The organism is Algoriella sp. (assembly GCF_036647415.1).
GTDB lineage: Bacteria > Bacteroidota > Bacteroidia > Flavobacteriales > Weeksellaceae > Empedobacter.
Window position 1 is genome coordinate 161,811 of sequence record NZ_JAVXKG010000001.1, and the last position, 26,219, is coordinate 188,029.

25 protein-coding genes are annotated in these 26,219 nt (G+C 30.0%); 17 read left to right on the forward strand and 8 right to left on the reverse strand.

The annotated features are described in order from the left end of the window. Positions 1–53: 53 nt before the first annotated feature. The 4 genes from RSC72_RS00770 to rpiB form a co-directional block, all read right to left on the reverse strand. On the reverse strand, positions 54–737 hold the full coding sequence (locus tag RSC72_RS00770) for a LysE family translocator (protein WP_332543301.1): 684 nt from the start codon (positions 735–737) through the stop codon (positions 54–56). Between the two features lie 42 nt (positions 738–779). Then, the gene (gene rnr / locus RSC72_RS00775) at positions 780–2,939 is read right to left on the reverse strand and encodes a ribonuclease R (protein WP_332543302.1); all 2,160 of its coding nucleotides are present in this window, start codon (positions 2,937–2,939) and stop codon (positions 780–782) included. 428 nt (positions 2,940–3,367) lie between these two features. Further along, the gene (gene asnA, locus RSC72_RS00780) at positions 3,368–4,372 is read right to left on the reverse strand and encodes an aspartate--ammonia ligase (protein ID WP_332543303.1); all 1,005 of its coding nucleotides are present in this window, start codon (positions 4,370–4,372) and stop codon (positions 3,368–3,370) included. A gap of 233 nt (positions 4,373–4,605) precedes the next feature. After that, on the reverse strand, positions 4,606–5,046 hold the full coding sequence (gene rpiB, locus RSC72_RS00785) for a ribose 5-phosphate isomerase B (protein WP_332543304.1): 441 nt from the start codon (positions 5,044–5,046) through the stop codon (positions 4,606–4,608). A 549-nt stretch (positions 5,047–5,595) separates the two neighbouring features. On the opposite strand from rpiB, the gene RSC72_RS00790 reads away from it, so the two are divergent. The 3 genes from RSC72_RS00790 (at position 5,596) to RSC72_RS00800 (ending at position 10,184) form a co-directional block, all read left to right on the forward strand. Continuing rightward, on the forward strand, positions 5,596–6,786 hold the full coding sequence (locus tag RSC72_RS00790; RefSeq protein ID WP_332543305.1) for a phosphoglycerate kinase: 1,191 nt from the start codon (positions 5,596–5,598) through the stop codon (positions 6,784–6,786). A 482-nt stretch (positions 6,787–7,268) separates the two neighbouring features. Next, the gene (locus tag RSC72_RS00795) at positions 7,269–8,420 is read left to right on the forward strand and encodes an ABC transporter ATP-binding protein (RefSeq protein WP_332543307.1); all 1,152 of its coding nucleotides are present in this window, start codon (positions 7,269–7,271) and stop codon (positions 8,418–8,420) included. A gap of 12 nt (positions 8,421–8,432) precedes the next feature. Further along, positions 8,433–10,184: a hypothetical protein gene (locus tag RSC72_RS00800; protein WP_332543309.1), complete on the forward strand. Its 1,752-nt coding sequence runs from the start codon at positions 8,433–8,435 to the stop codon at positions 10,182–10,184. Positions 10,185–10,395: 211 nt separating this feature from the next. On the opposite strand, the gene RSC72_RS00805 is transcribed toward RSC72_RS00800, so the two are convergent. Beyond that, complete coding sequence (locus RSC72_RS00805; RefSeq protein ID WP_332543311.1) at positions 10,396–10,803, reverse strand: hypothetical protein; 408 nt, start codon at positions 10,801–10,803, stop codon at positions 10,396–10,398. A 178-nt stretch (positions 10,804–10,981) separates the two neighbouring features. Next, positions 10,982–11,572, reverse strand: coding sequence for a hypothetical protein (locus tag RSC72_RS00810; RefSeq protein WP_332543313.1), 591 nt, complete (start codon positions 11,570–11,572; stop codon positions 10,982–10,984). Positions 11,573–11,813: 241 nt separating this feature from the next. On the opposite strand from RSC72_RS00810, the gene RSC72_RS00815 reads away from it, so the two are divergent. Genes RSC72_RS00815 through RSC72_RS00845 form a run of 7 tightly spaced genes read left to right on the forward strand, consistent with a single transcriptional unit; the run spans position 11,814 to position 19,372 of the window. Then, a complete protein-coding gene (locus tag RSC72_RS00815) occupies positions 11,814–12,797 on the forward strand; it encodes an AAA family ATPase (protein ID WP_332543315.1) in 984 nt (327 codons plus the stop codon). 25 nt (positions 12,798–12,822) lie between these two features. After that, on the forward strand, positions 12,823–13,695 hold the full coding sequence (locus RSC72_RS00820; protein ID WP_332543317.1) for a DUF58 domain-containing protein: 873 nt from the start codon (positions 12,823–12,825) through the stop codon (positions 13,693–13,695). Beyond that, positions 13,695–14,660: a BatD family protein gene (locus RSC72_RS00825; RefSeq protein WP_332543318.1), complete on the forward strand. Its 966-nt coding sequence runs from the start codon at positions 13,695–13,697 to the stop codon at positions 14,658–14,660. Before RSC72_RS00820 ends, RSC72_RS00825 begins: the two co-directional genes overlap by 1 nt. Positions 14,661–14,662: 2 nt before the next feature. After that, on the forward strand, positions 14,663–15,679 hold the full coding sequence (locus tag RSC72_RS00830; RefSeq protein WP_332543319.1) for a vWA domain-containing protein: 1,017 nt from the start codon (positions 14,663–14,665) through the stop codon (positions 15,677–15,679). Then, positions 15,679–16,689: a vWA domain-containing protein gene (locus RSC72_RS00835; RefSeq protein WP_332543321.1), complete on the forward strand. Its 1,011-nt coding sequence runs from the start codon at positions 15,679–15,681 to the stop codon at positions 16,687–16,689. The genes RSC72_RS00830 and RSC72_RS00835 overlap by 1 nt, the downstream gene beginning before the upstream one ends. Positions 16,690–16,706: 17 nt before the next feature. After that, on the forward strand, positions 16,707–17,561 hold the full coding sequence (locus RSC72_RS00840) for a tetratricopeptide repeat protein (RefSeq protein ID WP_332543322.1): 855 nt from the start codon (positions 16,707–16,709) through the stop codon (positions 17,559–17,561). Next, complete coding sequence (locus RSC72_RS00845; RefSeq protein WP_332543323.1) at positions 17,561–19,372, forward strand: BatD family protein; 1,812 nt, start codon at positions 17,561–17,563, stop codon at positions 19,370–19,372. Before RSC72_RS00840 ends, RSC72_RS00845 begins: the two co-directional genes overlap by 1 nt. 56 nt (positions 19,373–19,428) lie before the next feature. Here RSC72_RS00845 and RSC72_RS00850 read toward each other — a convergent pair whose 3' ends face one another. Next, a complete protein-coding gene (locus RSC72_RS00850; protein ID WP_332543325.1) occupies positions 19,429–19,965 on the reverse strand; it encodes a hypothetical protein in 537 nt (178 codons plus the stop codon). 149 nt (positions 19,966–20,114) lie between these two features. On the opposite strand from RSC72_RS00850, the gene RSC72_RS00855 reads away from it, so the two are divergent. From RSC72_RS00855 to RSC72_RS00875, 5 genes are all read left to right on the forward strand, one after another. After that, the gene (locus RSC72_RS00855; RefSeq protein WP_332543326.1) at positions 20,115–20,738 is read left to right on the forward strand and encodes a hypothetical protein; all 624 of its coding nucleotides are present in this window, start codon (positions 20,115–20,117) and stop codon (positions 20,736–20,738) included. Positions 20,739–20,804: 66 nt separating this feature from the next. Continuing rightward, positions 20,805–22,325, forward strand: coding sequence for a 2TM domain-containing protein (locus RSC72_RS00860; protein ID WP_332543328.1), 1,521 nt, complete (start codon positions 20,805–20,807; stop codon positions 22,323–22,325). 11 nt (positions 22,326–22,336) lie between these two features. Beyond that, positions 22,337–23,089: a LytR/AlgR family response regulator transcription factor gene (locus RSC72_RS00865; RefSeq protein WP_332543330.1), complete on the forward strand. Its 753-nt coding sequence runs from the start codon at positions 22,337–22,339 to the stop codon at positions 23,087–23,089. A 105-nt stretch (positions 23,090–23,194) separates the two neighbouring features. Next, complete coding sequence (locus tag RSC72_RS00870; RefSeq protein WP_332543332.1) at positions 23,195–23,809, forward strand: MarC family protein; 615 nt, start codon at positions 23,195–23,197, stop codon at positions 23,807–23,809. A 14-nt stretch (positions 23,810–23,823) separates the two neighbouring features. After that, on the forward strand, positions 23,824–24,033 hold the full coding sequence (locus RSC72_RS00875) for a hypothetical protein (RefSeq protein ID WP_332543334.1): 210 nt from the start codon (positions 23,824–23,826) through the stop codon (positions 24,031–24,033). A 45-nt stretch (positions 24,034–24,078) separates the two neighbouring features. Here RSC72_RS00875 and rnpA read toward each other — a convergent pair whose 3' ends face one another. Then, a complete protein-coding gene (gene rnpA / locus RSC72_RS00880; protein ID WP_332543335.1) occupies positions 24,079–24,459 on the reverse strand; it encodes a ribonuclease P protein component in 381 nt (126 codons plus the stop codon). Between the two features lie 110 nt (positions 24,460–24,569). Here rnpA and RSC72_RS00885 point away from each other — a divergent pair, with 110 nt between their 5' ends. After that, positions 24,570–24,980: a BrxA/BrxB family bacilliredoxin gene (locus RSC72_RS00885; protein ID WP_332543336.1), complete on the forward strand. Its 411-nt coding sequence runs from the start codon at positions 24,570–24,572 to the stop codon at positions 24,978–24,980. Positions 24,981–25,128: 148 nt separating this feature from the next. Then, entirely contained in the window at positions 25,129–26,100 is a 972-nt protein-coding gene (locus RSC72_RS00890; protein ID WP_332543337.1) for a T9SS type A sorting domain-containing protein, read from the forward strand. Positions 26,101–26,219 lie beyond the last annotated feature (119 nt).

Genomic DNA, 26,219 nt, shown 5'->3' on the forward strand with positions numbered 1-26,219 from the left:
CAATATTATAAATCACAAAAAAAGCTCATCCAATAGATGAGCTTTTATATTTTCTAATTTGTTTGTTCTTGATTAATAAGTTGATTTTCTATTTTTTTGTCTATTTCCTTAAAAAATCCGAAACCTTTTAAGATAATAATCAATCCAAAAATCAATAGACAGATTCCAACTCCTTTTCGTACTAAAAATACTTTTTGATCTGTAAATCTTTTCTGAAGTTTACCTGCTAAAAAGATTTTAATTAAATCTATTCCAAAATAAGTTCCTAATACAACGCCCATATACAATAAGAAATCGCTTGGTTTTGGATATTGAATCATAACTGAAGATACAATTACAAACCAAAAAACAATGACTCCAATATTCAATAAATTCATAATAAATCCATTGACAAATGTTCGGAGATAATTATTGCTTACAAAACCTGCTTCGCTCTCTATATGTAGCTTTGGTTTAGAGAAATACATAAAAATTCCATAAATCAAAACAAAGAAACCACCTATAATATAGATGCGATAAAATTTGGGATGATTGGTCACATAATCTGTGAAATCTTTACTTCCAAAATATGCCGCAGCTATACATAAAATATCTGCTGCAATAACACCTAAATCTAGCACTACAGCGGTTTTCCAACTTCTGCGTAAACTGGTTTCTATCAACAAAAAAAATACAGGTCCAATTAGTATTGTACTTAATAAGAAACCTATTAGTATGGCCGAAAAAATTATATCCATAACTTAAATAAGGTCTGCAAGATAAGTCTAAATTATGAAAAATTAGGCATCAACTAATTCAAAATCTAATTGCTTCTTAATCAAATCTGCATTTAAAACTTTGATTTTAACTGGGCTACCCAATTGGTACTTAATTCCAGTTCTTTTTCCTACTAATGCATGATTTTTATCGTCAAAGTAGTAATGATCACCCGTCATTGCGCGTGAACGTATTAATCCTTCGCAACGAGTTTCTGGAATTTCCACGAAAATACCATAGTCTTGTACACCTGTAATAAATGCATCAAACGTCTGTCCAACAAACTGTTCCATATATTTTACTTGCATGTATTTTATTGATTCACGCTCTGCTTCTGCTGCAATTTTTTCGCGAGAAGATGCATGTTTTGCTTTGTCTTCGTAAATAGATGAATCTGGCGATTTTTTACCATCTAAATAATCTTGTAGCAAACGATGTGCAATTATATCTGGATAACGACGAATTGGCGATGTAAAATGCGTATAATAATCAAATGCTAAGCCATAATGTCCAATATTATCGGTTGTATACTTAGCTTTTGCCATTGTGCGCATAGATAAAGTTTCTACCATATTTTCTTCTGGTTTTCCTTTTACATCTGCCAACAATTTATTCATCGATTGAATAGTTGTTTTTCTATCACCTACTTGTAATTCGTACCCAAATTGACGAATAAAGTTTTTAAGATCAATTAATTTATCTGGATTTGGATCATCGTGAACACGGTAAATGTAAGTGTTGTCATTGTCTTTTCCGTGTTTATCTAAACTAATAAATTCTGAAACTTTTTTGTTACAAAGCAACATAAACTCTTCAATCAATTTATTAGAATCTTTTCCTATTTTGAAATAAATTCCAGTTGGATTGTGTTCTTCATCTAAATTGAATTTTACTTCTACTTTATCAAAATTAACTGCACCAACATTCATACGCTCTGCGCGCATCAATTTTGCTAAACGATCTAATGTTAAGATTTCTTCTTTAAAATCTCCATCTTCTCCTTCGATAATAGCCTGTGCTTCTTCGTATGTAAAACGTCTATCAGAATGTATTGCTGTTCTACCAAACCACGTATTTACAATTTTTGCATTATTATCTAATTCAAAAACACCAGAAAATGTGTATTTGTCTTCATTTGGACGTAAAGAACATGCTACATTAGATAAAATTTCGGGTAGCATTGGTACTACTCTATCCACTAAATAAACAGAAGTTGCGCGTTTGTAAGCTTCTTGTTCTATCAAAGTTCCTGGTCTTACGTAATGTGATACATCTGCAATGTGAACCCCAATTTCCCAATTTCCGTTTTCTAATTTCTGAATAGATAATGCATCATCAAAGTCTTTAGCATCTTTCGGATCTATTGTAAAAGTGGTTATATTTCGCATATCACGGCGTTTTGCAACTTCTTTTTCATCAATAGATGTGTCTAAGTTATTTGCCTCTTCTTCTACTTCTTCCGGAAATTTTTCTGGTAAACCATATTCTAATAAAATTGAATTGATTTCTACACTTGTATCTTCAGGATTTCCTAAAACTTTGGTAATTTCTCCGAATGGTGAATTAGAACCTTCTGGCCAATTTGTTAAACGAACAACAACTTTTTCTCCTGGTTTTGCATCATTAAATTTTTCTTTTGGAACAAAGAAATCATGGTTACCATTTTGCATTGTTACAAAACCGAAATTTCCATTCTTTCCTAATTCGAAAATACCTGTAAACTCTGTTTTGTTACGTTCTAATATTTCAACAATTTCACCTTCTGTTTTTGTTGAATTTTTACTCTTTTTTGGATAAACATACACACGAACAGTATCGCCCATCAGTGTATTTTTAGTTTTTCCTTTTTGTACAAAAACATCTTGTTCTAAACCATCAATCATAACATAAGCGTTACCAGAAGCTGTCAAATCTGCTTTCCCAATCATATAATCATTGGTTGCATTTATTTTATATTTTCCACGCTCTACTTCGGTAATCTTTTTGTCTACTAATAAGACATTTAGATTTTTTATCAATAATTCAACATCAATACGATTGGTTAAATTAAGTGCTGATGCGATTTGTTTATAGTTTAAAGGTTTATTTGGATTTTGAAATAAAACTTCGATGATAGACTTCGTAAACTTTGTTATGTTTTTGTCTTTTTTCGCCTTTGTATTTTTAAAATTTTGTCTTGGCATAATTTGAATTGTATCAAAATCTCCATTAATATAAGGAGATTGATTTATAAATAGTTAATAATTATACATCTTAATTAATTGATAATCAAATTATTTTTGAAAACTCTTGATAAGATGTTAATAAACTAACATAACCGTTGCAAAGATAATGTATCCTTACTCTAAAATAACAATTTATAGGTAATTCTATGTTATTTAAAGGATAAGATTATATTTTCAATGTTTTGATCTATTGCGAAAATTAAGCCAAAATTAAAAAAGTAGAATATTTTAGAAGTATGTTAAACCTTTCTTCGTTACAAACAATTCAAAAACATTGTAAATATCTGAATTAAAATAAATTAACAGCCTTTATCAACAGTTATAAACAATGTTAATTTCAATATAAAATACAAAAAAAGCTGTTTCTCAGGAAACAGCTTTTGCTTTTATAATAATTCTATACTTTCTAATTTTAATTGATCTTTTATTTCTTTGTCCCAAATACTTGGTTGTACTTGTCCAATATGTTTCAATTTCAACATAAACATTGTCATTCGAGATTGTCCAATTCCACCACCGATAGATTCTGTTAACTGATCTTCTAATAACATGGTATGAAATAATAAGTTTTTACGGTCTGATAAACTTCTGATTTCTAATTGTCTTAGTAAAGCCGTTTTATCTACACGAATTCCCATTGATGATAATTCAAAAGCTGATTCTAAGACTGGATTCCAAACCAAAATATCTCCGTTAAGACCTTTAAAACCATCACTATTCTCTGTGCTCCAATCATCATAATCCGCCGCACGAGCATCATGAAATTCTCCGTTTGTTAATTCTCCTCCAATTCCATAAATAAAAACCGCTCCAAATTCTTTACAAATTGCGTTTTCTCTTTCTTTTGGAGAATATGTTGGGTATTTTTGTAATAAATCTTCTGATGAAATAAATGTAATTTCTTCTGGTAAAACCGCCTTTATTTCAGGATATTTTTCTTCAACTTTTTGTTCAGTTTCTTGGATAACTTTATAAATAGATTTTACAGTTTCTTGCAGATAATCTAATTTTCTATCTTCCGTCGCAATTACTTTTTCCCAATCCCATTGATCCACATAAATAGAATGTATTGGCGAATAATCCTCGTCTGGTCGCAAAGCACGCATATCGGTAATAATTCCTTCTCCACGCTCTATCTCCAATTCTTTCAGCCTAATACGTTTCCATTTTGCCAAAGAATGTACAACAACCGCATTTTTATCATTCAAAGATTTTATCGGAAATTTTACAGGTCTTTCTATACTATTCAAATCATCATTAATTCCTGTTCCGTCTAATACAACTAATGGTCCTGAAACTGGAATAATGTTTAACTCTTTTTGTAATGATTTAGTAAACTCTTCTTTTACAAAAGAAATTGCTTGTTCTCTAAGTAGTAATGCTCTGCTCATCTTAAATATCTTTAAATAATTTGTTTGATTAAATTCTGAGTGTAAAATTATATCAAGTCAAAATAAAAAAACATATTATAAATTAAAATGGTTTATAAATAATTAATTTTAAATCATAATAATACTTTTTAATTAAATATTTAAACTAAAATTATCAATATTATTTAAAATTTAAAATAAAAAAAAGTCAATTCTTATCGAATTGACTTTTCTATCTATAATGTATTTAAGATTTATCCATTATATGCACACGCAATTTTATCAACGCGAGTTTGGTGACGACCACCTTCAAAATCTGTAGACAAAAATGTAGTAACAATTTCTTCTGCATACTCATACGCTATAAATCGCGCAGGCAAAGTCAATACATTTGCATTATTGTGTTGACGAGATAACTTGGCAATATCCGTCATCCAGCACAATGCAGCACGAATTCCTTGGTGTTTATTTGCAGTCATTGTAACGCCTTGCGCACTACCACAAACCAAAATTCCGAAATCTGCTTTTCCATCTTCCACAGCTTTTGCCGTTGGGTGTGCAAAATCAGGGTAATCAACACTTGCTGTTGAGAACGTTCCAAAATCCTCAACCTCAAATCCTTGACTTGTTAAAAAGGGTACTAATTTCTCCTTATAATCGAACCCAGCATGGTCCGCTCCGATTGCAATTTTCATTTAATTAACAGGTGTTTTTGTTGTTTTTGTTTAAATAATTGTAAATCAAATGTTAAGTAAGATTAACAATTTGTTAAAAGATGACTGAATAATTCTAATAAGTTTTCGATAGAAAAATTTGGAATTCTGATCTCAAAATGCAATTAGAAAAATATCAATACAAGTCAAGTAAAACTTTTCATTTTGGCACGAAAGATTTACACATCGTTATGAATAGTTTTAACAAAACTTCTTTTTAACAAAAGCTGTTTATTAACTAAAATCACAAATTGTTAATAGCATATCTAACTCTTTCATTACAAAACAAAATTACAAATAATAGCTTGTTAATTGGTACTAAATAAAATTTATCTCACTTTAGTTATACACATATTAACAGTGCTAATAGTAATAACATATTTTTCTTTTTTTTAATTTTAAAAAATTATTAATCTATTATAATATTTATGAATTGTTAATAGTTGAAAATTGAAAATTGAATGGAATGATTTTGATCTCGAAAATGAAAGTTTCATTACTTTTGTGTAATTCAAAAAATCAAAATAAACGATGAAAACAATTAACGACTTCAATTTCGAAAATAAAAAAGCATTGATCCGTGTAGATTTCAATGTCCCACAAGACGAAAACTTAAATGTTACCGATGATACACGTATAAGAGCTGCTAAACCAACGATAGACAAAATATTGAAAGATGGTGGCGCTGTAATCTTAATGAGTCATCTGGGACGCCCAAAAGGCGAATTCAACGATAAATATTCATTAAAACATATTGCTTCTAAAATTTCTGAAATTCTTGGCGTTGATGTTATCGTTGCGAATGATGTAATTGGCGATGATGCAAAACAAAAAGTGAATAATCTAAAACCAGGCCAAATTTTATTGTTAGAAAACGTACGTTTTCACAACGAAGAAGAAAATGGTGATTCAGATTTTGCGAAACAATTGGCTGCATTTGGAGATATTTATGTGAATGACGCTTTCGGAACTGCACATCGTGCACATGCTTCGACTGCAATTATCGCAGAATTTTTCCCAGAAAATAAAGTTTTTGGTTTGTTAATGGAACAAGAATTAACAGCTATCAACAAAGTGTTAACTGATGGAGAAAAACCTGTAACAGCAGTACTTGGAGGTGCTAAAGTATCATCTAAAATTACGATTATCAACAATATTTTACCAGTTATTGATAACTTGATTATTGGTGGTGGAATGACTTACACTTTTGTAAAAGCAAAAGGCGGGAAAATAGGAAATTCATTAGTAGAAAATGATAAATTAGATTTAGCATTAGAGATTTTAGAAGAATGTAAAAAACACAATGTAAATGTGTATTTGCCAGTAGATAATGTAATTGCAGATAATTTTAGCAACGATGCTAATGTGCAAACTGTTCCTTCGGACGAAATTCCAGACGGTTGGATGGGAATGGATGTTGGTGTAGAATCTTCTAAAGTTTTTGCAGAAGTGATCAATAATTCTAAAACTATTTTGTGGAATGGTCCATTAGGTGTTTTCGAAATGTCAAATTTTGCAAAAGGAACAATCGCTTTAGGTGATGCAATTGCAGAATCGACTAAAAACGGTGCATTTTCATTAGTTGGTGGTGGAGATTCTGTTGCATTTGTAAAACAATTTGGTTACGACGACAAAGTAAGCTACGTTTCTACCGGTGGTGGAGCAATGTTAGAATCTTTGGAAGGAAGAGAATTACCAGGAGTTGCGGCAATTCTAAAATAAAGAAAATCAAAATTTCAAGATAATTCTAAGTCGGGCATTTGCTCGACTTTTTTTATGCCTTATTGTTAAATCATTATGAACTTGTTTCAGAATCAAATTAAATGAGAAACTGAGTTTATTTCAGTTTCATAATTGTTAATAGTATTTTATTGATATTAAGTGAATTAACTACTTTTTAACTGAGTTATAAAAAGAATGTTTATAGCTTGATTAATTACTCAAATTGTTAATAGTAAATAATTCAATATAAATAAATTAAAAAGTTATAAATAGACTTTATCAAAAGTTGTGAATAAAGGTTTTATTTCAAATTTATTTACTTTAATAGATTAAAATTGTTAATAATAAATAATTGATTAACAATAAATTAAAAAGTAATTAAGATAGTTTATGAAGAATTGTTAAGATTAAAATTTAACTATAAATAGCTATTTTATTTCAATAAAGGTTTGTTATATTCGTAAAGATTTAAGAATCAACCTATGAATGAATTTGAACAACGACTTAACGAAGTTGAAAACCATTTACTACACAATGATCTCGATTTGGGGTATCGACGCCTAATTGATTGCGTGTTAGATTTGGGTGAAAAATCGTTTTATCAAGAAATAATTAATTATTCTGACCAATATTATTCCATCAATTCTACGGATGAAAACAAGAAAAATTTGGCTTTACAATTGGTCGAAAAATTAAAACTTGCTTCTCCTCCTACTTTCCACGAATCAGAAATTTTGATTTCGACCAAACAAGTTGAAAAAGCTTATCATCGTAGAAATTTTAAACTTCATCCTATTACATTCAATTTGCAATCGCGTGAAGTTGTAGGTTTGGTTGGTGAAAATGGAAATGGAAAAACAACTTTACTCCGTTTGATTTGTGGTGAATTAAAACCAACTGCTGGCGAAATAAATTATCATTTTTCTGATTCAAAACCATTTAGTTATGAGTTGAAAACAAAATTGGTTTATGTGCCGCAGCGAATAGAGGTTTTGTACGGATCGTTGATGCAGAATTTGCAATTTACATTGGCATGTTATGATACAAATCCTAATGAAAACTGGTTGTTGGCAAATGTAATGTTGGCGCGTTTGGGACTTTGGCCGTACAAGGATTTGCAATGGCGACAATTGTCTTCGGGTTATAAAATGCGATTCGAATTGGCACGAACTTTACTTCGTCGTCCAAAAGTATTGTTGTTAGACGAACCTTTGGCGAATTTGGATATTTTGGCACAACAAATTATTCTGGAAGATTTGAAATTTTTATCACAATCTATCCGAAATCCATTTGGCGTTATTTTGAGTTCTCAACAATTGTATGAAGTAGAAAAAGTATCAACAGAAGTTTTGTTTTTAGAACAAGGAAAGCTTAAAATACAAGGAGATAAAGATGATTTGGAAGGAGATTTTACAATCATTGAAATTGATGTGAATAACAGTAAAGATGAGTTATTAACAGCTTTGTCAAAGTTAGAAATTAAACAAATCAAGTTTAACGGAGGTTCGTATATCGCTTATTTTGATACAGAAATTTCGATGAATAATGTTTTTGCAGAAATCGGAAAATCTGATTTACAGGTAAAATATATTCGTGATATTTCGAAATCAAGTCGTCGCTTTTTTGTCAATTAAAACCAACTTACTATGTTCAAAAAATTAAATCAAACTTTAATAACAAAGTATCCGCTGATTTGGAATCTGAAATTTATTTGGATTTTGTTGACAGTTTTAGTTTTCAACTTGATTGCGCTTATCAACGGTTTTTTATTTTTCAATAAAAAATCTCAACTGCAAGAAAGTGCACTTTATGAAGTTTTTTACAACTCAGGAATTGCAGTTTTTTATGTGCTAATTGGTGTAATTATTACTGTGATTTGGCTCTATTTTTACATTAAAAATAATCGTTTTAAATCAAATTTTCCAACTTCGAGAAATTATTTGTTCAAAGAATTTTTAGCTGTTTTCTTCATATTCTTTTTGATGTTTTATGTGCCAAATTCGTTCAAAACTGGTTTGAAATTGCGTGTTTCAAATTATTTGAGCGAAGAACAATATTTGAAAGATATTGATGTGATAAATCGTACGCAAGGTTTTACACTTCAATCAGATTTAGGATACAATAGTTATTCGAGAAATTTAGCTGTTCCAGCTTTTGATTCGTTGGTTTCGGAAAAAGAGACAAAAGAATTGTATGACCTTAATAGTAGATTAATTAAAGAAAAAGATTCTACACGTTACATTGCTCCTTTTTTAGAGCCATATTTCCGAAATTCGGAATTTAGAATATTATTAGCAAATCATTTTCCAGATAGAAAAAGTTATACTAATATTGATTTTGTAAATTCTTATTCACCGTTAAAAAAATCATCTAAAGATCAAAGTTATCCAATAGATAATACGATTTATGAAACAGCAAGATCACCAGAAGAAGCTGCTCGTGAAGCATCTTATGCTGTAGATTCAGCTGCTGTACAAGCAACAACAGATCAACCAGAAACTTATTACAACTTAGCGAGTTTGTATAATTATAGTTTTTTGGCTTTTCAAAATCCGAAAAATTCTACTTTAAATCATCAATTTTATGATGAACAATGGATTGCTTTGCTGCAAAAAAATGATCGAAAAGAAATTGAAAATTTATTGAATAATTATACTGATTTACTGAAAAAACAAGAAATTGGTTATCAATTCGAACACAAGAAATGGATAGATTATCTTCCTCAATATCCTTATTATTTTATTGATAATAAACTTCAAGAAGAGCATAAAGATGTAATTGATAAAAAAAATAAAAAAGATTATATCAACCAAGATAGTTTAAACCAAATTTACACGAACATAGAGTTTGCAAAATACAATTCTACTTGGTTAGAACATATAGAATACTATTTATTAATCGCTTTAATACTTACAGTTCTTATTATAACATTCAGATTTAGCACATTCAAAGTGTGGTTAATTTCATTAATTGGTGCAGGAATTTTGGCAATCTTAGGAAGCGTTTTCGGAATTTCTATAGATGCAAGTATCGGTTATACACAATTTACGCCTTACATTATTGTGTTTATTTTTTACATTGCATTTATAACTATTACAATTTTTGGTTTGCGTAACAAAAAATACAAAGTATTAACAGGTATTAATCTTAATTGGTTTGTTGCAACTAATATTTTTATTGGAATTATGATGCTAAGTTTTTATACAGATATTCGCAATGAGATGTTGTATGATGGCGTAGATGGAAGTTTATACGATTTTAAAGCAACAAATCCAGAGATGATAATGTTAAATAAAATTGCAGAAATTTTCTTGTTTATCAATCCGATATTATTTATCATAAGTTTTTATTTTATTATTAATCTTTACAAAAAATGGCAAGCAATGCCAGAAGAATAAAAAATGGAAAAGCGAGCTAAATGGCTCGCTTTTCACTTGATAATTGAATGAAAATGAATTTTAAAAACTACTTTAAAAAACTTACTTATGAATATTGTAACTCGCGCTACAATTAATAACTTTAAAATTCGAAGTAAAACTCTCTATAAAATTTTACTTATTCAATAAATAGAGGTTAACCGTTAAATTTTGTCGGTAAACATATTTTATTTTAAGCTTTCGTGCTTTTTGTACGCTTATTGTCGTTAGAAAATTTTCCGTTTTTCGAATCATTTTTCTTAGATTTCATACGTTCTTCACGATCTTGTTTGTACTGAGCATATTGTTTTTTATCTAAAATTTGCTCTAATTTAGCATCAAAATCTGCTTTATTACCTTTTGATTTTTCACCTTTATCAAGAGAATTTTTCTTTTCAGAATTTCTACTTTCAAGCAACGATTTTACTTTTTCCTTTTGAGATGAAGATAAATTGTATTGATCAAATTTTTTCAATTGTTCATCTGTAGAAGGACGTTGTCTTTGTTCCTTTTTTTCTCCAGATTTTTGACCTTGAGGCTTTTCTTGTGCAGATAATGATAATACCATCATCATACTTGCTAAAACTAATATTTTTTTCATTTTGTTTAAATTTAATTCTTGTTTTTAATTTGTAATTCAAATGTCCAAAACAAAAAAATCTTACAAAAAATATTGAGGTTAATAATCCTTAATTGTCGGTGAAACAAGAAGTTTCTTAATATAATTAACAAAAAATCCACTCAGTATAGAGTGGATTATAAATTGTATTTAGTATAATTTATTTTAATTCTTTTCCTAATAATTTACCTGTAGATTCGTATGCAGAAGCAATTCTACCATACTCCATCACAAAATCATTTTTACCAGAAAGTCCTTTTACTTTATCTGTTTTTATAGTTAGTAAAACATTAGATGGATTTGCAGTTTCCACAAAAGTCAAAATTGTACTAAGTTTTGCTGGTTCTATTCCAATTCCTGCATGATAACCAGGATAAATCCAAGTCGTATTAATTATCAATGTATATTTTGCAGAAGTGTTTTTTGCAAATTTTATTTTTTTAGATTTTGTAGTTCCTTTGATAAATTTATCCAGATAAGTCACATTTTTATTCTCATTCCAAGCTGCAATCCAAGTTTTCCAATATTCTGCACCTCTTTTTGGATTATCTAATACCTCTTTTTCACGTTTTTTAAGATATTCTGATTCAGAATTATTTTCATTAAAAAACTTTACATCATCAAATTTTAATTCAACATTTACTTCTTTTTGATCTTTTAAAAAATCTGTATTACCAGATTCTATTTGTAATTTTTGACCAAAAGATAAAAATCCAATCATCATAAAAATAGTCAACAAATAATTTTTCATAATTTATAATTTTGTTTAAAAATAACGATATTCCTTAATAGAAAGTATTTTTGATTTGAGAATTGTTTTTAATACAAATTTTATTTTTTCTAAATAATTAATTCAAAACGTTTCCTAGACTACATTTGTCTTAACAAAGTTTAACAATATTGTAGGAAAGTTTTACACTCTAATTTAATTGAAATTATTAATTTTAGAGGAAATTTGAATAAAATCTATAAACACTAATTTCAACGAAATTTTGGATATACAACTTTTAAACCAACAGATTGAAGCGAAAAGCGAAAGCATCGCACGCTTAACTTCAGAAATTAATAAAACCATTATTGGACAAGAAAAAATGGTCGAAAGTCTTTTGATCGGCTTGTTAGGAAACGGACACGTTTTATTGGAAGGTGTTCCTGGATTAGCAAAAACTTTAGCCATCAAAACTTTGTCTGATGCTGTTGACGGATCTTTTTCTCGTATTCAGTTTACACCCGATTTGTTGCCTGCCGATGTGGTTGGTACATTGATTTATAATGTAAAAGAAAACGATTTCCGTATCAAAAAAGGACCAATTTTCGCCAATTTTGTGTTAGCAGATGAGATTAACCGTTCGCCTGCAAAAGTGCAATCTGCTTTGTTAGAGGCAATGCAAGAGCGCCAAGTAACAATTGGAGACGAAACATATCCGCTACAAAAACCTTTCTTGGTTTTGGCAACTCAAAATCCTGTGGAACAAGAAGGAACTTATCCTTTACCAGAAGCACAAGTTGACCGTTTTATGTTAAAAACTGTGATTACTTATCCAGAATTTGAGGCAGAGCGTTTGATTTTGAGAAACTCTATTAATCAAACTTTTCCGAAGATTGAAAAAGTAATTACGATTCAAGAATTGTTGGATGCTCGCGAAACAGTGAAACAAGTTTACATGGACGAAAAAATAGAAAAATATATTTTGGATATTATTTTCGCTACTCGTTTTCCAGAAAAAGTTGGATTAGAAAAATTAGTACCAATGATTTCCTTTGGTTCTTCGCCTCGTGGATCTATCAATTTGGCTCAAGCGGCTAAGGTTTATGCCTTTTTACGCAAGCGTGCTTATGTTATTCCAGACGATGTACGTGCAATGGCAAAAGATGTTTTGCGCCACCGTATCGGAATTAGTTACGAAGCAGAAGCGGAAAATGTAACACCAGAAGAAATTATTGATAATATTCTTAACGTTGTTCCAGTTCCTTAGGTCAATCTCAAAAATCAATTAAACTTTGGATGCAAAAGAAATCATCAAACGTGTAAAACGTATTGAACTAAAAAGCAAGCGCAAAGCGAGCAATCTTTTTATGGGTGAATATCACAGTTCATTCAAAGGAAGAGGAATGATTTTTAGTGAAATTCGTCCTTATCAATATGGTGATGACGTTCGTAATATTGATTGGAATAAAACAGCACGATACAGCGAACCTTATGTCAAAGTTTTTGAAGAAGAACGAGAATTAACAATGTATTTGTTGGTTGATGTTTCCAATTCAGAAAATTTTGGAACACGTAAGCAAATAAAAATGGAAACAATTGCCGAATTGAGTGCGACTTTAGCATTTTCGGCAACAACATATAATGATAAAGTCGGATTGATTTTATATTCGGATCAAATAGAGAAATTTATTCCACCCAAAAAAGGAAAACAACACGTTTTGCGAATGGTAAGAGAAATTGTTTCCTACGAACCGAAAAGTAAAAAAACAGATTTGGCCTCGACCTTAGAAACTTTTATGAATTTGGCTCGTCGTAAATCAAATGTTTTTATTTTGTCAGATTTTATTGATTCTTCAGATTACGAGAAAGCGTTGCGAATTGTTGCAAAAAAACATGATGTAACAGCGATTAGAGTGTATGACGAGAAAGAGCAATCTTTCCCAGATATTGGTTTGGTTCATGTGCAAGATAATGAGTCAGGAGAAATCCGTTTGATTGATACTTCTTCCAAAAAATTGCGTCAACAATATGCACAATATTATCGCGATTTGGATCAACGTTATCAATCCATATTCAAAAAAAATAATTCAGGCGCATTAAGTATTCGCACCGACGAAGATTATATTCGCCCATTGTTAAATTACTTTAAAAGTCATAAAGCCTAATGAAGAATTTATTGCTTTTAGTAAGTTTTTTCATCTTTCAATTTTCTTTTGGACAAACATTAACTCCAAAAGTAGATCGTACGTCAATCAAAATTGGCGAACCGATCAAATACGAAGTAAAAGTTGAGTACAAAGAAGGAGATAAAATCATTTTTCCATCAATTACAGATTCGTTAAGTCATCACATAGAAGTTTTAGTAAATAAAATTGATACAGTAAAAACCGATGGTAAATCAGAAATTGTTCAACATTTAGATTTAACAGGTTACGATGCTGGGAAGTTTAATATTCCATCGATTTCTATTCAGAAAAATAATCAAATTCTAAAGACGAAAGAAATTGAAATTGATATTCAAGATATAGCAGTTGATACAACGAAAAATGCAATTTTTCCGATAAAACCTGTCATGGAAGAAGAATATTCTATGCGTGATTATTGGAATAAATATTGGATTTACGGAATTGTAGCATTGGTACTTTTTATAATAGCAATAGTTTTGATTGTTTTATATGTTCGTTCAAAATCTAAAATATTAGGAGAAAAAGGTTATAAAACACCGTACGATGAAGCGAAAGCAAGTCTGAAAGCTTTAGATGCTAAAAAGTATTTGAAACGTGGTGAACAAAAAGAATATTACACGCAATTATCATTTATTGTAAGACGATATTTGGGTAGAATTTATCAGTTTTCAGCATTAGAAATATTATCAGATGATTTGGTGAAATATGTTGCACAAAAACCAGATGTTTTACCTGAAGATGTACAGAAATTTAAACAATTTTTGTTTGATGCAGATTTAGTGAAATTTGCGAAACAAGAATTTGACGATTCGACAAATGAAACACACAGAAAATGGATGGAAGAATTTGTAGATCGTGTAAAACCATTGGATATTCCAGAAAATGAAGATCTGAAAAAAGATGTCGTGACAGGAGAAAAATATAAACAGTTTAATAACAATTAGGAATGCTAAACTTTGAGTTTCAAAATCCTTGGATCTTACTCTTATTGCTTGCTTTACCATTTTTCATTTTCAGAGAAATTCGTAAAACAAGCCAGAAAAAAGCATCCTTAAAATTACCTTCGCTCAAAGCATTTGGTGGCGCTAAAAGTTCGTTAGCATCTTACAAACCTTTGTTATTTTTGATGCGAATAATCGCAATATCTCTTTGTATTATTGCATTAGCAAGACCACGATATGTAGATGTTACAACAAAAATAAAATCGGACGAAGGTGTTGATATTTTATTAACTGTAGATACGTCGCTGAGTATGTTAGCACGCGATTTGAAACCAGATCGTTTAACGGCGCTGAAAGATGTTGCAAAAGATTTTGCAGTTGGTCGTAAAACCGATAGAGTTGGTTTGGTAGAATATTCTGGAGAAGCTTTAACAAGAGTTCCATTAACAACAGATCGTGATGTTTTGACACAAGAAATTGAGTTGTTACATTCGGGTAGTTTAGAAGACGGAACAGCAATTGGAGTTGGATTGGCAACAGCAGTTAATCATCTTAAAGATAGTAAAGCAAAATCTAAAGTAGTTATTTTAATTACCGATGGTGTAGAAAGTATTAATCCGTCAGGAGATTTGATGTATGTTTCGCCACGACAAGCAGCTGAAATTGCTGAACAAAAAGGAATTAAAGTGTACACAATTGGTATCGGAACCAACGGAATGGCACCAATGCCAGTAGGATACGATATGTTGGGTGATTATATGTTTGAAATGCATCCAGTAGAAATTGATGAAAAATTATTAACAGAAATTGCTGATAAAACGGGTGGTTTATATTTCCGTGCAACAAATAATAAAAGTTTGAAAGATATTTATCAAGAAATTGATAAGTTAGAAAAATCAGAAATTAACGAAGTCAAATATTATAATTATACCGAATTGTTTGCCCGTTTTTTATTACCAGCATTTATATTATTGGTGTTAGAATCTATTTTACGTCGAACAGTTTTTAAAGAATTAATCTAATGCAGTGGGGAGAATTAAATAATATTTGGTTAATGATTTTGCTGGTTGTCGTTATTTATTTGTCGATAACAGTTTATCAATGGCGAGAAAGAGTTAAGAAAACCTTTGCAGACAAAGAACTGTTTCCTTTTGTATTTCCCATTACATCATCCAAACGATACGGTTTCAAAATCGTTGCATTTTGTGTTGCCTTATTTTTTATGGTAATTGCATTGATGGATCCTTTGTACGGAAATCGCGATATACAAGTGAAACGAGAAGGAATTGATATGGTTTTTTTATTAGACCTTTCAAGCTCTATGAATACACAAGATGTAGCACCTTCACGATTAGAAAAATCAACAAAATTAATATCAGAAACCTTAAATCAATTAGGTGGAGATCGTGCATCTTTGGTTGCTTTTGCAGCAAATGCTTACACAATTTCTCCATTAACTAATGATTATGCAGCGATAGAAAGTTATTTGCAAAATGTTAATACTGAGTTAATTTCAAGTCAAGGAACAAATTACTTAAATGCAATTCAAGAAGCATCAAAAACTTTCAAAGGTTCTGCAAATACGAGTAAATTAATTGTTTTAATTTCTGATGGAGAAGATAATGAAGATACTGTAAATCAAGCATCAAAAATTGCAAAAGATAACGGAATTCATATTATAACAATTGGTGTAGGAACAGAAAAAGGTGGTCCAATTCCTGTTTATTACAACGGTTATGCAGAAGATTATAAGAAAGATGAGGCAGGAAATACTGTAATTTCTAAACTTCAAGATAAAAATCTGCGCGAATTAGCAAAAGATACAGACGGCACTTATATCCATTTGGATAATACGCAAGATGCTTTATCCGCAATATCTATGTACAAAGCAAAATTAGATAAAAATGAAATTGCAAATTCTACAACTCGTGATATGAACCATATTTATCAATGGTTTTTGGCAGTTGCAGTTTTGTTACTTTTTGTGGAATTATTAACATCTGAATATAAGATTTTTAACAAAAAGAAATAGTAAGTTTGTATGGTAAAATGATGTACTTTTTAAAACAAATAGGATTTTTAGGAATAATGCTTTTATCTGTTTTTGGTTTTAGTCAATCAAAAGCAAAAAGCTACATTATCGAAGGTAATGAGTATTATCAAAAAGGAAAATTTGATAATGCTGAATTTGCCTACAAAAAAGCTGCTTTAGAAGATCCTACTTCTATCAAGGCAAACTACAATTTGGGTAATGCGTTATTTCAACAAAAACGCTACAAAGAAAGTATTACACATTACAAACGTTCTGCAGAAATTTCGCAAACTAATAATGATAAACATTTGGCTTATCATAATTTGGGAAATGCGTTTATGCAAGAAAAGGATTATCAGAACGCAGTTGATAATTACAAATTAGCGTTGAAAAATGATCCAAAAGATGATGCAACTCGTTACAACTATGCTTTAGCAAAAAAAATGTTAGAGAAAGAACAAGAGAAGCAAAAAGATACTAAGAACAAGGACAATAAGCAAGATCAAAATCAGCAGAATAAGAACGATCAAAAAAATCAACAACAAAATAAACAGAATCAACAAAACCAAAATAACCAACAGCAGAAGCAAAATCAGTCTCAAAATCAACAATCTGATCAGCAAAAACAGCAAAATAAAGGAGGAAATCCGAAAGCTGGAGGTGAAAATGGTGATAATAAAGGACAAGGAAACAATCAATCTCCCGAAATAAAACAAGGAAATAAAGGAGACAATGATAATAAAAATAAAGCGCAGAATAGTACAAGTGATGGTTTATTGAAAGCTTTACACAATCAGGAAGCTAAAACACAACGAAAAATTATTCAGCAAAAAGCAGAAAAACAAAGAACAACAACATCTAAGGATTGGTAATGACAACAGCAAGAGTTTATCATAGCTTTTTATTGTTAGCCTTAACGTCGATAGCAGCGTTGGCACAACAAATATCTTTTAAATCTGAATGCGAAAAAAAGCAAGTCAGTTTAGGAGAAGCATTTACTGTTGGGTTTTTTATAGAATCTAATACGGATAGCTATTCTATTGATAAACCAATGAAATATCCAAGTCATAGCGGTTTACAGATTGTAGGAGAGCAACGTTCTCAAAATGTGTCGTATGTTAACGGAAAAGGCGTTATAGAAGATGGAATTGTCTTAGCTTTTGTTGCAGAAAAAGAAGGAAAATACCGAATTGGTGCTGCAAAAATTGTGGTTAATGGTAAAACATATACTTCTAAGCCAGTAGAAGTTTTGGTAAAAGGAACAGGATTGTCGCATTCTAATTTTAAGAATAACTCTACTCAACCAGTTTTTTTACAAAGTAATGTGTCAAAATCAGATCCTTATGTTAACGAGCAAGTTAGCTTATCTGTAAAACTTTATGTAAAAGATTTGTCTTATCTTAATCGTAGAACTAATTTTCGTCAAGGAAAATTAGACGGTTTAAGCCCTAAAATTGTTAAAAGTTCTCCTGAAAATATTAAACAAGAATTAGTCGGAGGAAAACAATATTTTTCTGAAGAAGTTGCACGCTATTATGTTTTTCCACAGAAACCAGGACGTATAGAAATAGACCCTTTTTCTGTAGATGTCATGATGCCAACTACATTTGGTGTAGAACCTGTAGAAGTTCGTAGTAATGCGGTTGTAATTAATGCAAAAGCTTTACCAGAAGAAGGTCGTCCTGCTAATTTTAGTGGAGCTGTAGGACAATTTAAAATGAATACTTCTGTTGATAAAAAAGAAATAAATACAGGAGAAAGTGTTAATTATGATGTAGAAATTGTTGGTTCAGGAAATTTTAATATAATTAATCTTCCTCAAATAAAAACGCCAAAAAATTTAGAAAAATTTGCGCCTAAAAAGCGAGATGCTTTTAAAACGTATGATTCTGGAATGAAAGGTAAAATTGCAGAACAAACAGTTCTTGTACCTAATTTAGGAGGAGAATACACCATTTCTCCAGTCGAGTTTTCTTATTTTGATCCAATAAAAGAAAAGTATATTACCCTAAAATCAGATTCTATAAATATTGCTGTTTCTGGTTCTAAATCATCAAATAAAGATGTAGAATTGGCTTCGGATAATTCAGAAAAATCATCAGATTCTATTATTACAGACAAAATAGAAGAAATTACGAATGATGTAAAAGAAGGTAAAAGTGCTTGGCTTTGGGTAACAGGAAGTGTAATTGCAATGAGCGCTGCAGGATTATTTTTTATAAAAAAGAAGAATAATTCATCTGATAAAAATGAAGATAGTTTGCCAAAAATAAAACCAATTAACGAGCAAAATAATTTAGAAAATTATCAACCGAAAACAGAAACACATAAGTTTACTTTGGTTGAGAAATCTGTTATAAATTCCAGTTCAATAAATTCTGAATTAGTAGAATTAAAACAAAAGATAAGCGCAACAGATCAGAAAGAGTTTTATCAATTACAAGAAACAATTTTGTGTAATGTTGCGATGAGTAAAACTGGAACAGATTTGGCAAATTTTTCGGATCAACGTATTATAGAAACTATGTTGAATAAAGGAACTCAGTCTGCAGTTGTAGAGCAATGGGAACTTTTACTGAATAATGCTCGCCAAGCAAAATATGCTTTTGGAGGTCTGAATCAGAACTTAGAAGAAGTTTACGAAGCAACAGTTAATGTTGCAGAAGAATTAATGAGAAAATAAATTACTATTTATATTAAAAACAAAGGCTAATCGAGAAAGATTAGCCTTTGCTTATTTTAAGATTTTCGTCCCACATATTGTATACCAGAAAGGATTTTCTTTGTATCAACTTTTATATCACTTCTATTGATTTTTACTCCGTTTGTAGAGATTTTTCCATTCGATCCTACTTTCGTTTTTCCAACCGAAACACCATCTTTACCTACTGAAAGATTTTCGTAATCTTTTTGACTAATTCCGATGCAATCTACCGGATTATTCGCTGAAATTGTCAATTCATTTTCGTCATTATCATACACCACACAACCCGTATTGATTTGGTAATTTCCGACTAATTGTTTTGGGATTGTATAGATTACTTTTTCGTCACTTGCTAAATAAGAAATTGCATAAATACGCTTATTTGGAATCAAATGATCAATCCAAATTTTCTTAGAAGACTGCTTGTCTTTCGTTATTTGCACATCATTTTCACTGTCACGATATTCGTCTGGCGCAGTCAACGCAACTTGGCTGTAACGCCCTGTAACTTGCGCATTCGTATTACTTGAAAAAGCTGTTACAAGTAAGGTAGCTAAAAAGAGTTTTTTCATATTTAATTGATTTAGTTTATTTTAATAGTTTATTCAAAAATAACTCCAGACTACAGTTCGTCCTCAAAATTTGACAATTCGGTAATATAAAATTCTTTTCTATTTGTGATTGATAGAACTTTGTTTCAACAAATTAAAACAACACAATTATGAAAACATTCTTAATAACAATTGCAACCTTAATTTCAGTTTCTACATTCGCACAAAAAAACTTTGAAGCTGAAATGTCAAAATCATTAATAGAATGGAAACAAAATAGTTCTTCAACGGCTAATTTTGAGCAATTATCAAAAGATTTTCCGAAAGAATGGTTACCAAAATATTATTTAGCTTTTTCGGAAGTTTTATCAACTTTTGAGAATAAAAATATCGAAGAAAATTATAAAAAACTAGATAAAGCAAAAGCTATTATTGATGAGTTACAAGCCGAAAATTTAATGAATCCAGAAATTTTAAATTTAAAAGCGTTGTATTTAACAGCAGAAATTGTACAAAATCCAATGCAAAAAGGCGCAGAAAACACACCAATTATTCAGCAACTTTATACAAAATCGTTGGTGTTAAATCCTTCAAATCCACGTTCGGTTTTAGGTTCAGCAGAGTTCAATATTAATTTAGCAAACTATTCTGGAGCTAATATTACACAAGATTGCGAGAATGTAAAAAAAGCTTTAGTTTTATTTGACACAGATCAACCAAAGAAAAACGAACCAAAATGGGGAAAAGATCGTGCAGAAAATTTATTGAATAATCAGTGTAAATCGATCTTATAATGATTGCTTTTGTATTGATTCTCGTAAATAATCTTATTTGTTGGTTGATTAATTTAATTGCTTGATATGAAGAGTCCATATAAAATACTAAATATTACTTTTTCAACGATTTTTACAGTTGGGGTTTTGTTGCTTGTATTTAATCAAAGTAATGTAACATTTATAGTAAATTCTTCCTCCGAATTGGGTAGAATTACTGGTTATTTGATTCGATTTGTAATTCTCGGATTTATAATTTATCAATTTATAAAAGGATTGATTTTATCAGATGAAAAAACCATTCTACGAAATATTGTTGTTCTTTTATTAATGAATTTTATTCTCTATTGTATTTTATTTTTTACATCAGAAAATGTATCAATAATTGATTTTTTCAAGTCAGATGCAATAATTTATTTCATAGGATATTCTATATTTAGTTTTTGCGCAGGCTTTATTAATACAGGTATTTTCAATCAATATAAGAAAGAATTTAAAATAGATGAAAAGCCAAAATATGAAATTTGGAAATACTTTGTTCAAGCAATTATCTATACGCAGTTACTGTATTTTGTTTTTGTAAAATTTGTCAATTCACTTTTCTTTAAACCTATTTTTTACGACAATTACATCAATTATATATTGGTTGGCGTTATCACAATTATTTTATTATTTTTCTTTTATTTTATTGAAAAAAGACGCTACAGATTAGAGAAAAAAATTATTATAGAATCGACAAAAGCAGAAACGGCTACAGCAAAATTTGAATCGTTAAAAAATCAATTAGATCCACATTTTTTGTTTAATAGTCTGAATGTTTTAACTGGTTTGATAGAAGAAAATCCCGATAATGCGATAGATTTTACAACCTCACTTTCTAAGATTTATCGTTATGTTTTAGAGCAAAAAGACAAAGAAGTTGTGCCAATACAAGAAGAAATAAATTTTGCCAAAACGTATATTAATTTGCTAAAACTTCGTTTCGAAAATAGTATTGATTTTGAGACTGAACAAACCAATTTTTCTGAAACTGAATTCATTGTTCCGCTTTCGCTTCAAATTTTGTTAGAAAATACCATCAAACATAATATTGTTTCGGAACAAAAACCGCTGAAAATTAAGATGTATAAACAAGATAATAATTTGATTGTCGAAAATACTTTACAACCAAAAGATTCGATAAAAGATTCGACAGGAGTCGGTTTAAACAATATTATTAATCGTTATCAACTTATCTCAAATAGAAAGGTTGAAATAGAAAAAGACCAACTTTTTCGAGTTCAACTTCCAATCTTAACACAAAAAACAACAACTATGAAAATAGAAAATAATATCGATGAACAACAAACTTATCAACGTGCAATAGAACGCGCAAAAGAGTTGAAAAAGTTTTATTCACACCTCGGAACTTACATTGTAATGAATATATTTTTCGTAGTACTTAACTATTTTACAAGCTACGGACATTGGTGGTTTTATTGGCCAATGTTAGGTTGGGGATTAGCAATTGCAATGAAAGCGATGAAAGTTTACGGATTTGGATCGGATTGGGAAGAGCGTAAAGCAAAAGAAATTTACGAAAAAGAGCAAAATAAGAAATGGCAATAAATTTTTAGACCATGAAAATTATAATTATTGAAGACGAAAAACCAGCCGCACGCTTGTTAAAGCGTCGTGTAGAGAAATTGGATTATCAGATTTCGGAAATGTTACACACCATAGAAGAAAGTGTAAATTACTTGAAAACGAATCCTAATCCTGATTTAATTTTTTTGGATATTCAATTATCAGATGGTTTATCGTTTGAGATTTTTAATCAAGTTGATGTTTCGTCCGCTATTATTTTTACAACGGCTTATGACGAATATGTCTTGAAAGCTTTCAAATTAAATTCAGTAGATTATTTGTTGAAACCTGTTGATGAAGAAGAATTGAAGTTTGCTTTGGAGAAATTTGAGAAACAACATCAAACCAAATCAAATTTTGATTTGTCCGAAATAAAGAAATTATTTTCGAGCAATCAACAAGAAAAATTTAAAGAACGTTTTTCGGTTAAAATCGGAACGTCAATCAAAATTATTGAAACCGAGAATATCGAATGTTTTTTTAGCGAAAACAAAGCATCTTACATTCACACAAAAGAAAATAGAAATTATTTGATCGATTTTTCATTAGATAAAATAGAAGAACAAATGGATCCGAATAAATTTTTCCGAATAAATAGAAGTCAAATTATTCAGTTAGATTCTATCAAAGAAATTACAATATATTCTAATTCAAGATTAAAAATAATTTTAAATACTTACAAAGACATAGATATGATTGTAAGTCGAGAAAAAGTTTCTGATTTCAAGAATTGGCTAGAACAATAGATTATAAATTAATTGATTATTAAACGTTTTGTGAAAAAGATTTGATTAGTTACAACAAAAACAATTAATTTTGCATCAACCAATTAATTATCACTAAAAAACGACATGAATAGTATTACTACTTTTTTCGAAAAGTTCTCTATCAACCAAATCGGAACAACGTTCGCTGTTCTTTTTGCCGTAATCGACATTTTAGGCAGTATTCCTATAATAGTAGGAATACGAAGTAAAGTAGGACATATACAATCCGAAAAAGCATCAATTGCCGCAGGTATTTTAATGATTTCTTTTCTATTTTTCGGAACAAAAATCTTGAAACTTGTAGGTGTCGATGTCCAATCATTTGCCGTAGCTGGTGCATTTGTGATTTTTGTCATCGCTTTGGAAATGATTTTAGGAATTGAAATTCAAAAAGGAGTCGAGTCAAACTCTGCATCCATTGTTCCCATTGCGTTTCCGCTAGTTGCAGGAGCAGGATCATTGACAACTGTACTTTCTTTACGATCGCAGTTTGCAGATATTAACATTGTGATTGCGATTATATTAAATATGTTAATCGTATATTTGGTGCTGAAATTTGCAGGCAAACTAGAAAAATGGTTAGGACCAGCAGTTTTATCAGTACTGAAAAAAGTATTTGGTGTAGTTTTATTGTCAATTGCAATCAAATTATTTACATCAAATATTGGTGCATTGTTTATGAGTGAGATTAAAATTTAAAAATTCATTATCAAATGAAAACATATATTTATATCGCGACAATCGTTTTGTTGGTAGGATTAGGTTACAACCTATATGAGATGGATTATAAAGCTGGTTTTTTAGCTGAAAACAACTTTCGTAGCGTTTTAGGAATCGGAGCTTCTATTTGCGGATTAATTTTAGTATCCGTTTATTTTAGTTTTTTCCGTTTACAAGCAAACTTAAAGAAACAAACTGCTTAATATAAGTAAGTAGTAAATAAATTAAAAAAGATTAACCTTTGTAGGTTAATCTTTTTTTGTTTGTATCGCTTCGTTCAATTTCGGAAGTAAAATTTTTATTGCCTCTTCTATCTTTTCAAATGGTTGATGTTTAGATGATGTATAAATCATGACCAAATCAACAGAATAGTTTGGCGACGGTTCTACGATTAATTTATTTAATCGATAAGCCTCTTTACATCGGCGTTTCAATAAATTTCGATCAACGGCGTGTTTAAATTTTTTCTTTCCAACACTCACTCCTACTCGAATATCATAATCCTCTTTTGGCTTAATTCTATAAACGAATCTGACTGGATGAGAAACAAATGTTTTTCCGCCAGAAAACAATTCATCGAATGCTTTTCTGCTTTTAAGTTTCTCATTCTTACCAAAAGTCAATTTCATATTGCTAAATTCTAACTAAATTTGTAACTACAAAAGTAAGTATTCTAAAAGTTTTAGATTATACGTAACTTTGAAAATAATTTAATTTTTAAAACAAAAAAAAGAACAATATGTATCCAGCAGAAATAGTAATGCCAATGAAGGCACAGTTAACTTCTAATGGTTTTGAAGATTTAACTACTCCAGAACAAGTAGAAAATGCAATAAAACAAGATGGTGTAACATTGGTAATGGTAAATAGTGTTTGTGGTTGTGCTGCAGGTGCTGCAAGACCAGGTGTTGTAATGTCTTTGGACAATGATAAAGTACCAGCACATCTTACAACTGTATTTGCAGGATTTGACAAAGATGCAGTAGACAAAGCACGCGAATTCTTTGCTCCATTTCCTCCAAGTTCTCCAGCAGTAGCAATTTTTAAAGATGGTGAATTAGTACATATGTTAGAGCGTCACCACATCGAAGGTCACTCAGCACAAGCTATCGCAGAAAATTTGAAAGCAGCTTATAACGAGCTAGTTTAGAAAATAATTTTATATTTATAATTTATTTAACCCATAATAATTGCTATTATGGGTTTTTTATTTTTTTTGCGTTTAAAGTATTGTTATTTATAAAAAAAATAGTATATTTATTGAAATAACATTAAATAATTAACACAAAAATTAAATTATGAAGAAAATTTTTACACTTTTAACAGTTGCGGCTCTTTCTACATCAGGATTTGCTCAGAATATGCAAGCAAAACTTGATAGTAATCTACATGAACCGTTAACTTCAGTACAAGAACAGCATAATAAAGCTGATAAAACATTTTCGCAATTATCAACTCAAACTATTACAGCAGCTTCAGCTTCAGTATCTTGTGAAAACATTCAAGCTACAGTTACTCTAACAAGGTTTTATGATTTAAAAAATGATTATGGAATTACAGGTGAGTTTACACCTGTTTCTGTAGGAATTTATGGAAATGCATATGATAATACAGTTATTGAAACAACAATTGTTAATTATAACGGTACGACATATGGAAGTACAATTCCATATACTTCAGTTACAGAAACTGATAATTATGGAAGTATTACTTTAGCTAAAGATACAAAAGGATGGGTAAATGTTGAATTTTCTGATGCTTTTCCAGTTCCAGAAGGACAAAAAATAGGAATATCTTCTACATTTGTAATGTCAGGGCAACCAAATGCTTGGAAAGAATCTTTTTTACCTTGGTTAACAAATCAAGCTGGTTTAACAGAAACTAGACCAACTTATTTTGGAAATCCTTCAGGAGGATGTTATGTTAAAGAAGATGCTTATGCTGATATTAGAACTAATGTAAGTGGTGGAGCTGCTTATATTTATGTCGTTAATAATTTAACAGGAACTTCAGAAACTATGGGAACTGTAGAATTAGGATCATCTAAATTAGCTGTATACCCTAACCCTGCAACAACAGAAGTTAATGTACAATTAAAAGATGCTAAAGTTACTAATGTAGAAGTAGCAGATGTTACAGGAAAAGTTATTCCAGTAAAATTCTCTAAAGAAGGTAAAGTTGATACATCAAGATTATCAGCTGGTGTTTATTTCTTAAGAGTTAAAGATGATAAAGGAGTTACACGTATCCAAAAATTCATCAAAAAATAATTTTCGAAAAATATTTTTATACAATTATAGAAAAGTGGAACAATTTGTTCCACTTTTTTTATTTCTAAAATTTAAATTAAATAACAACTTTATTCTTCAAAACATTTGTTTTAGAAACT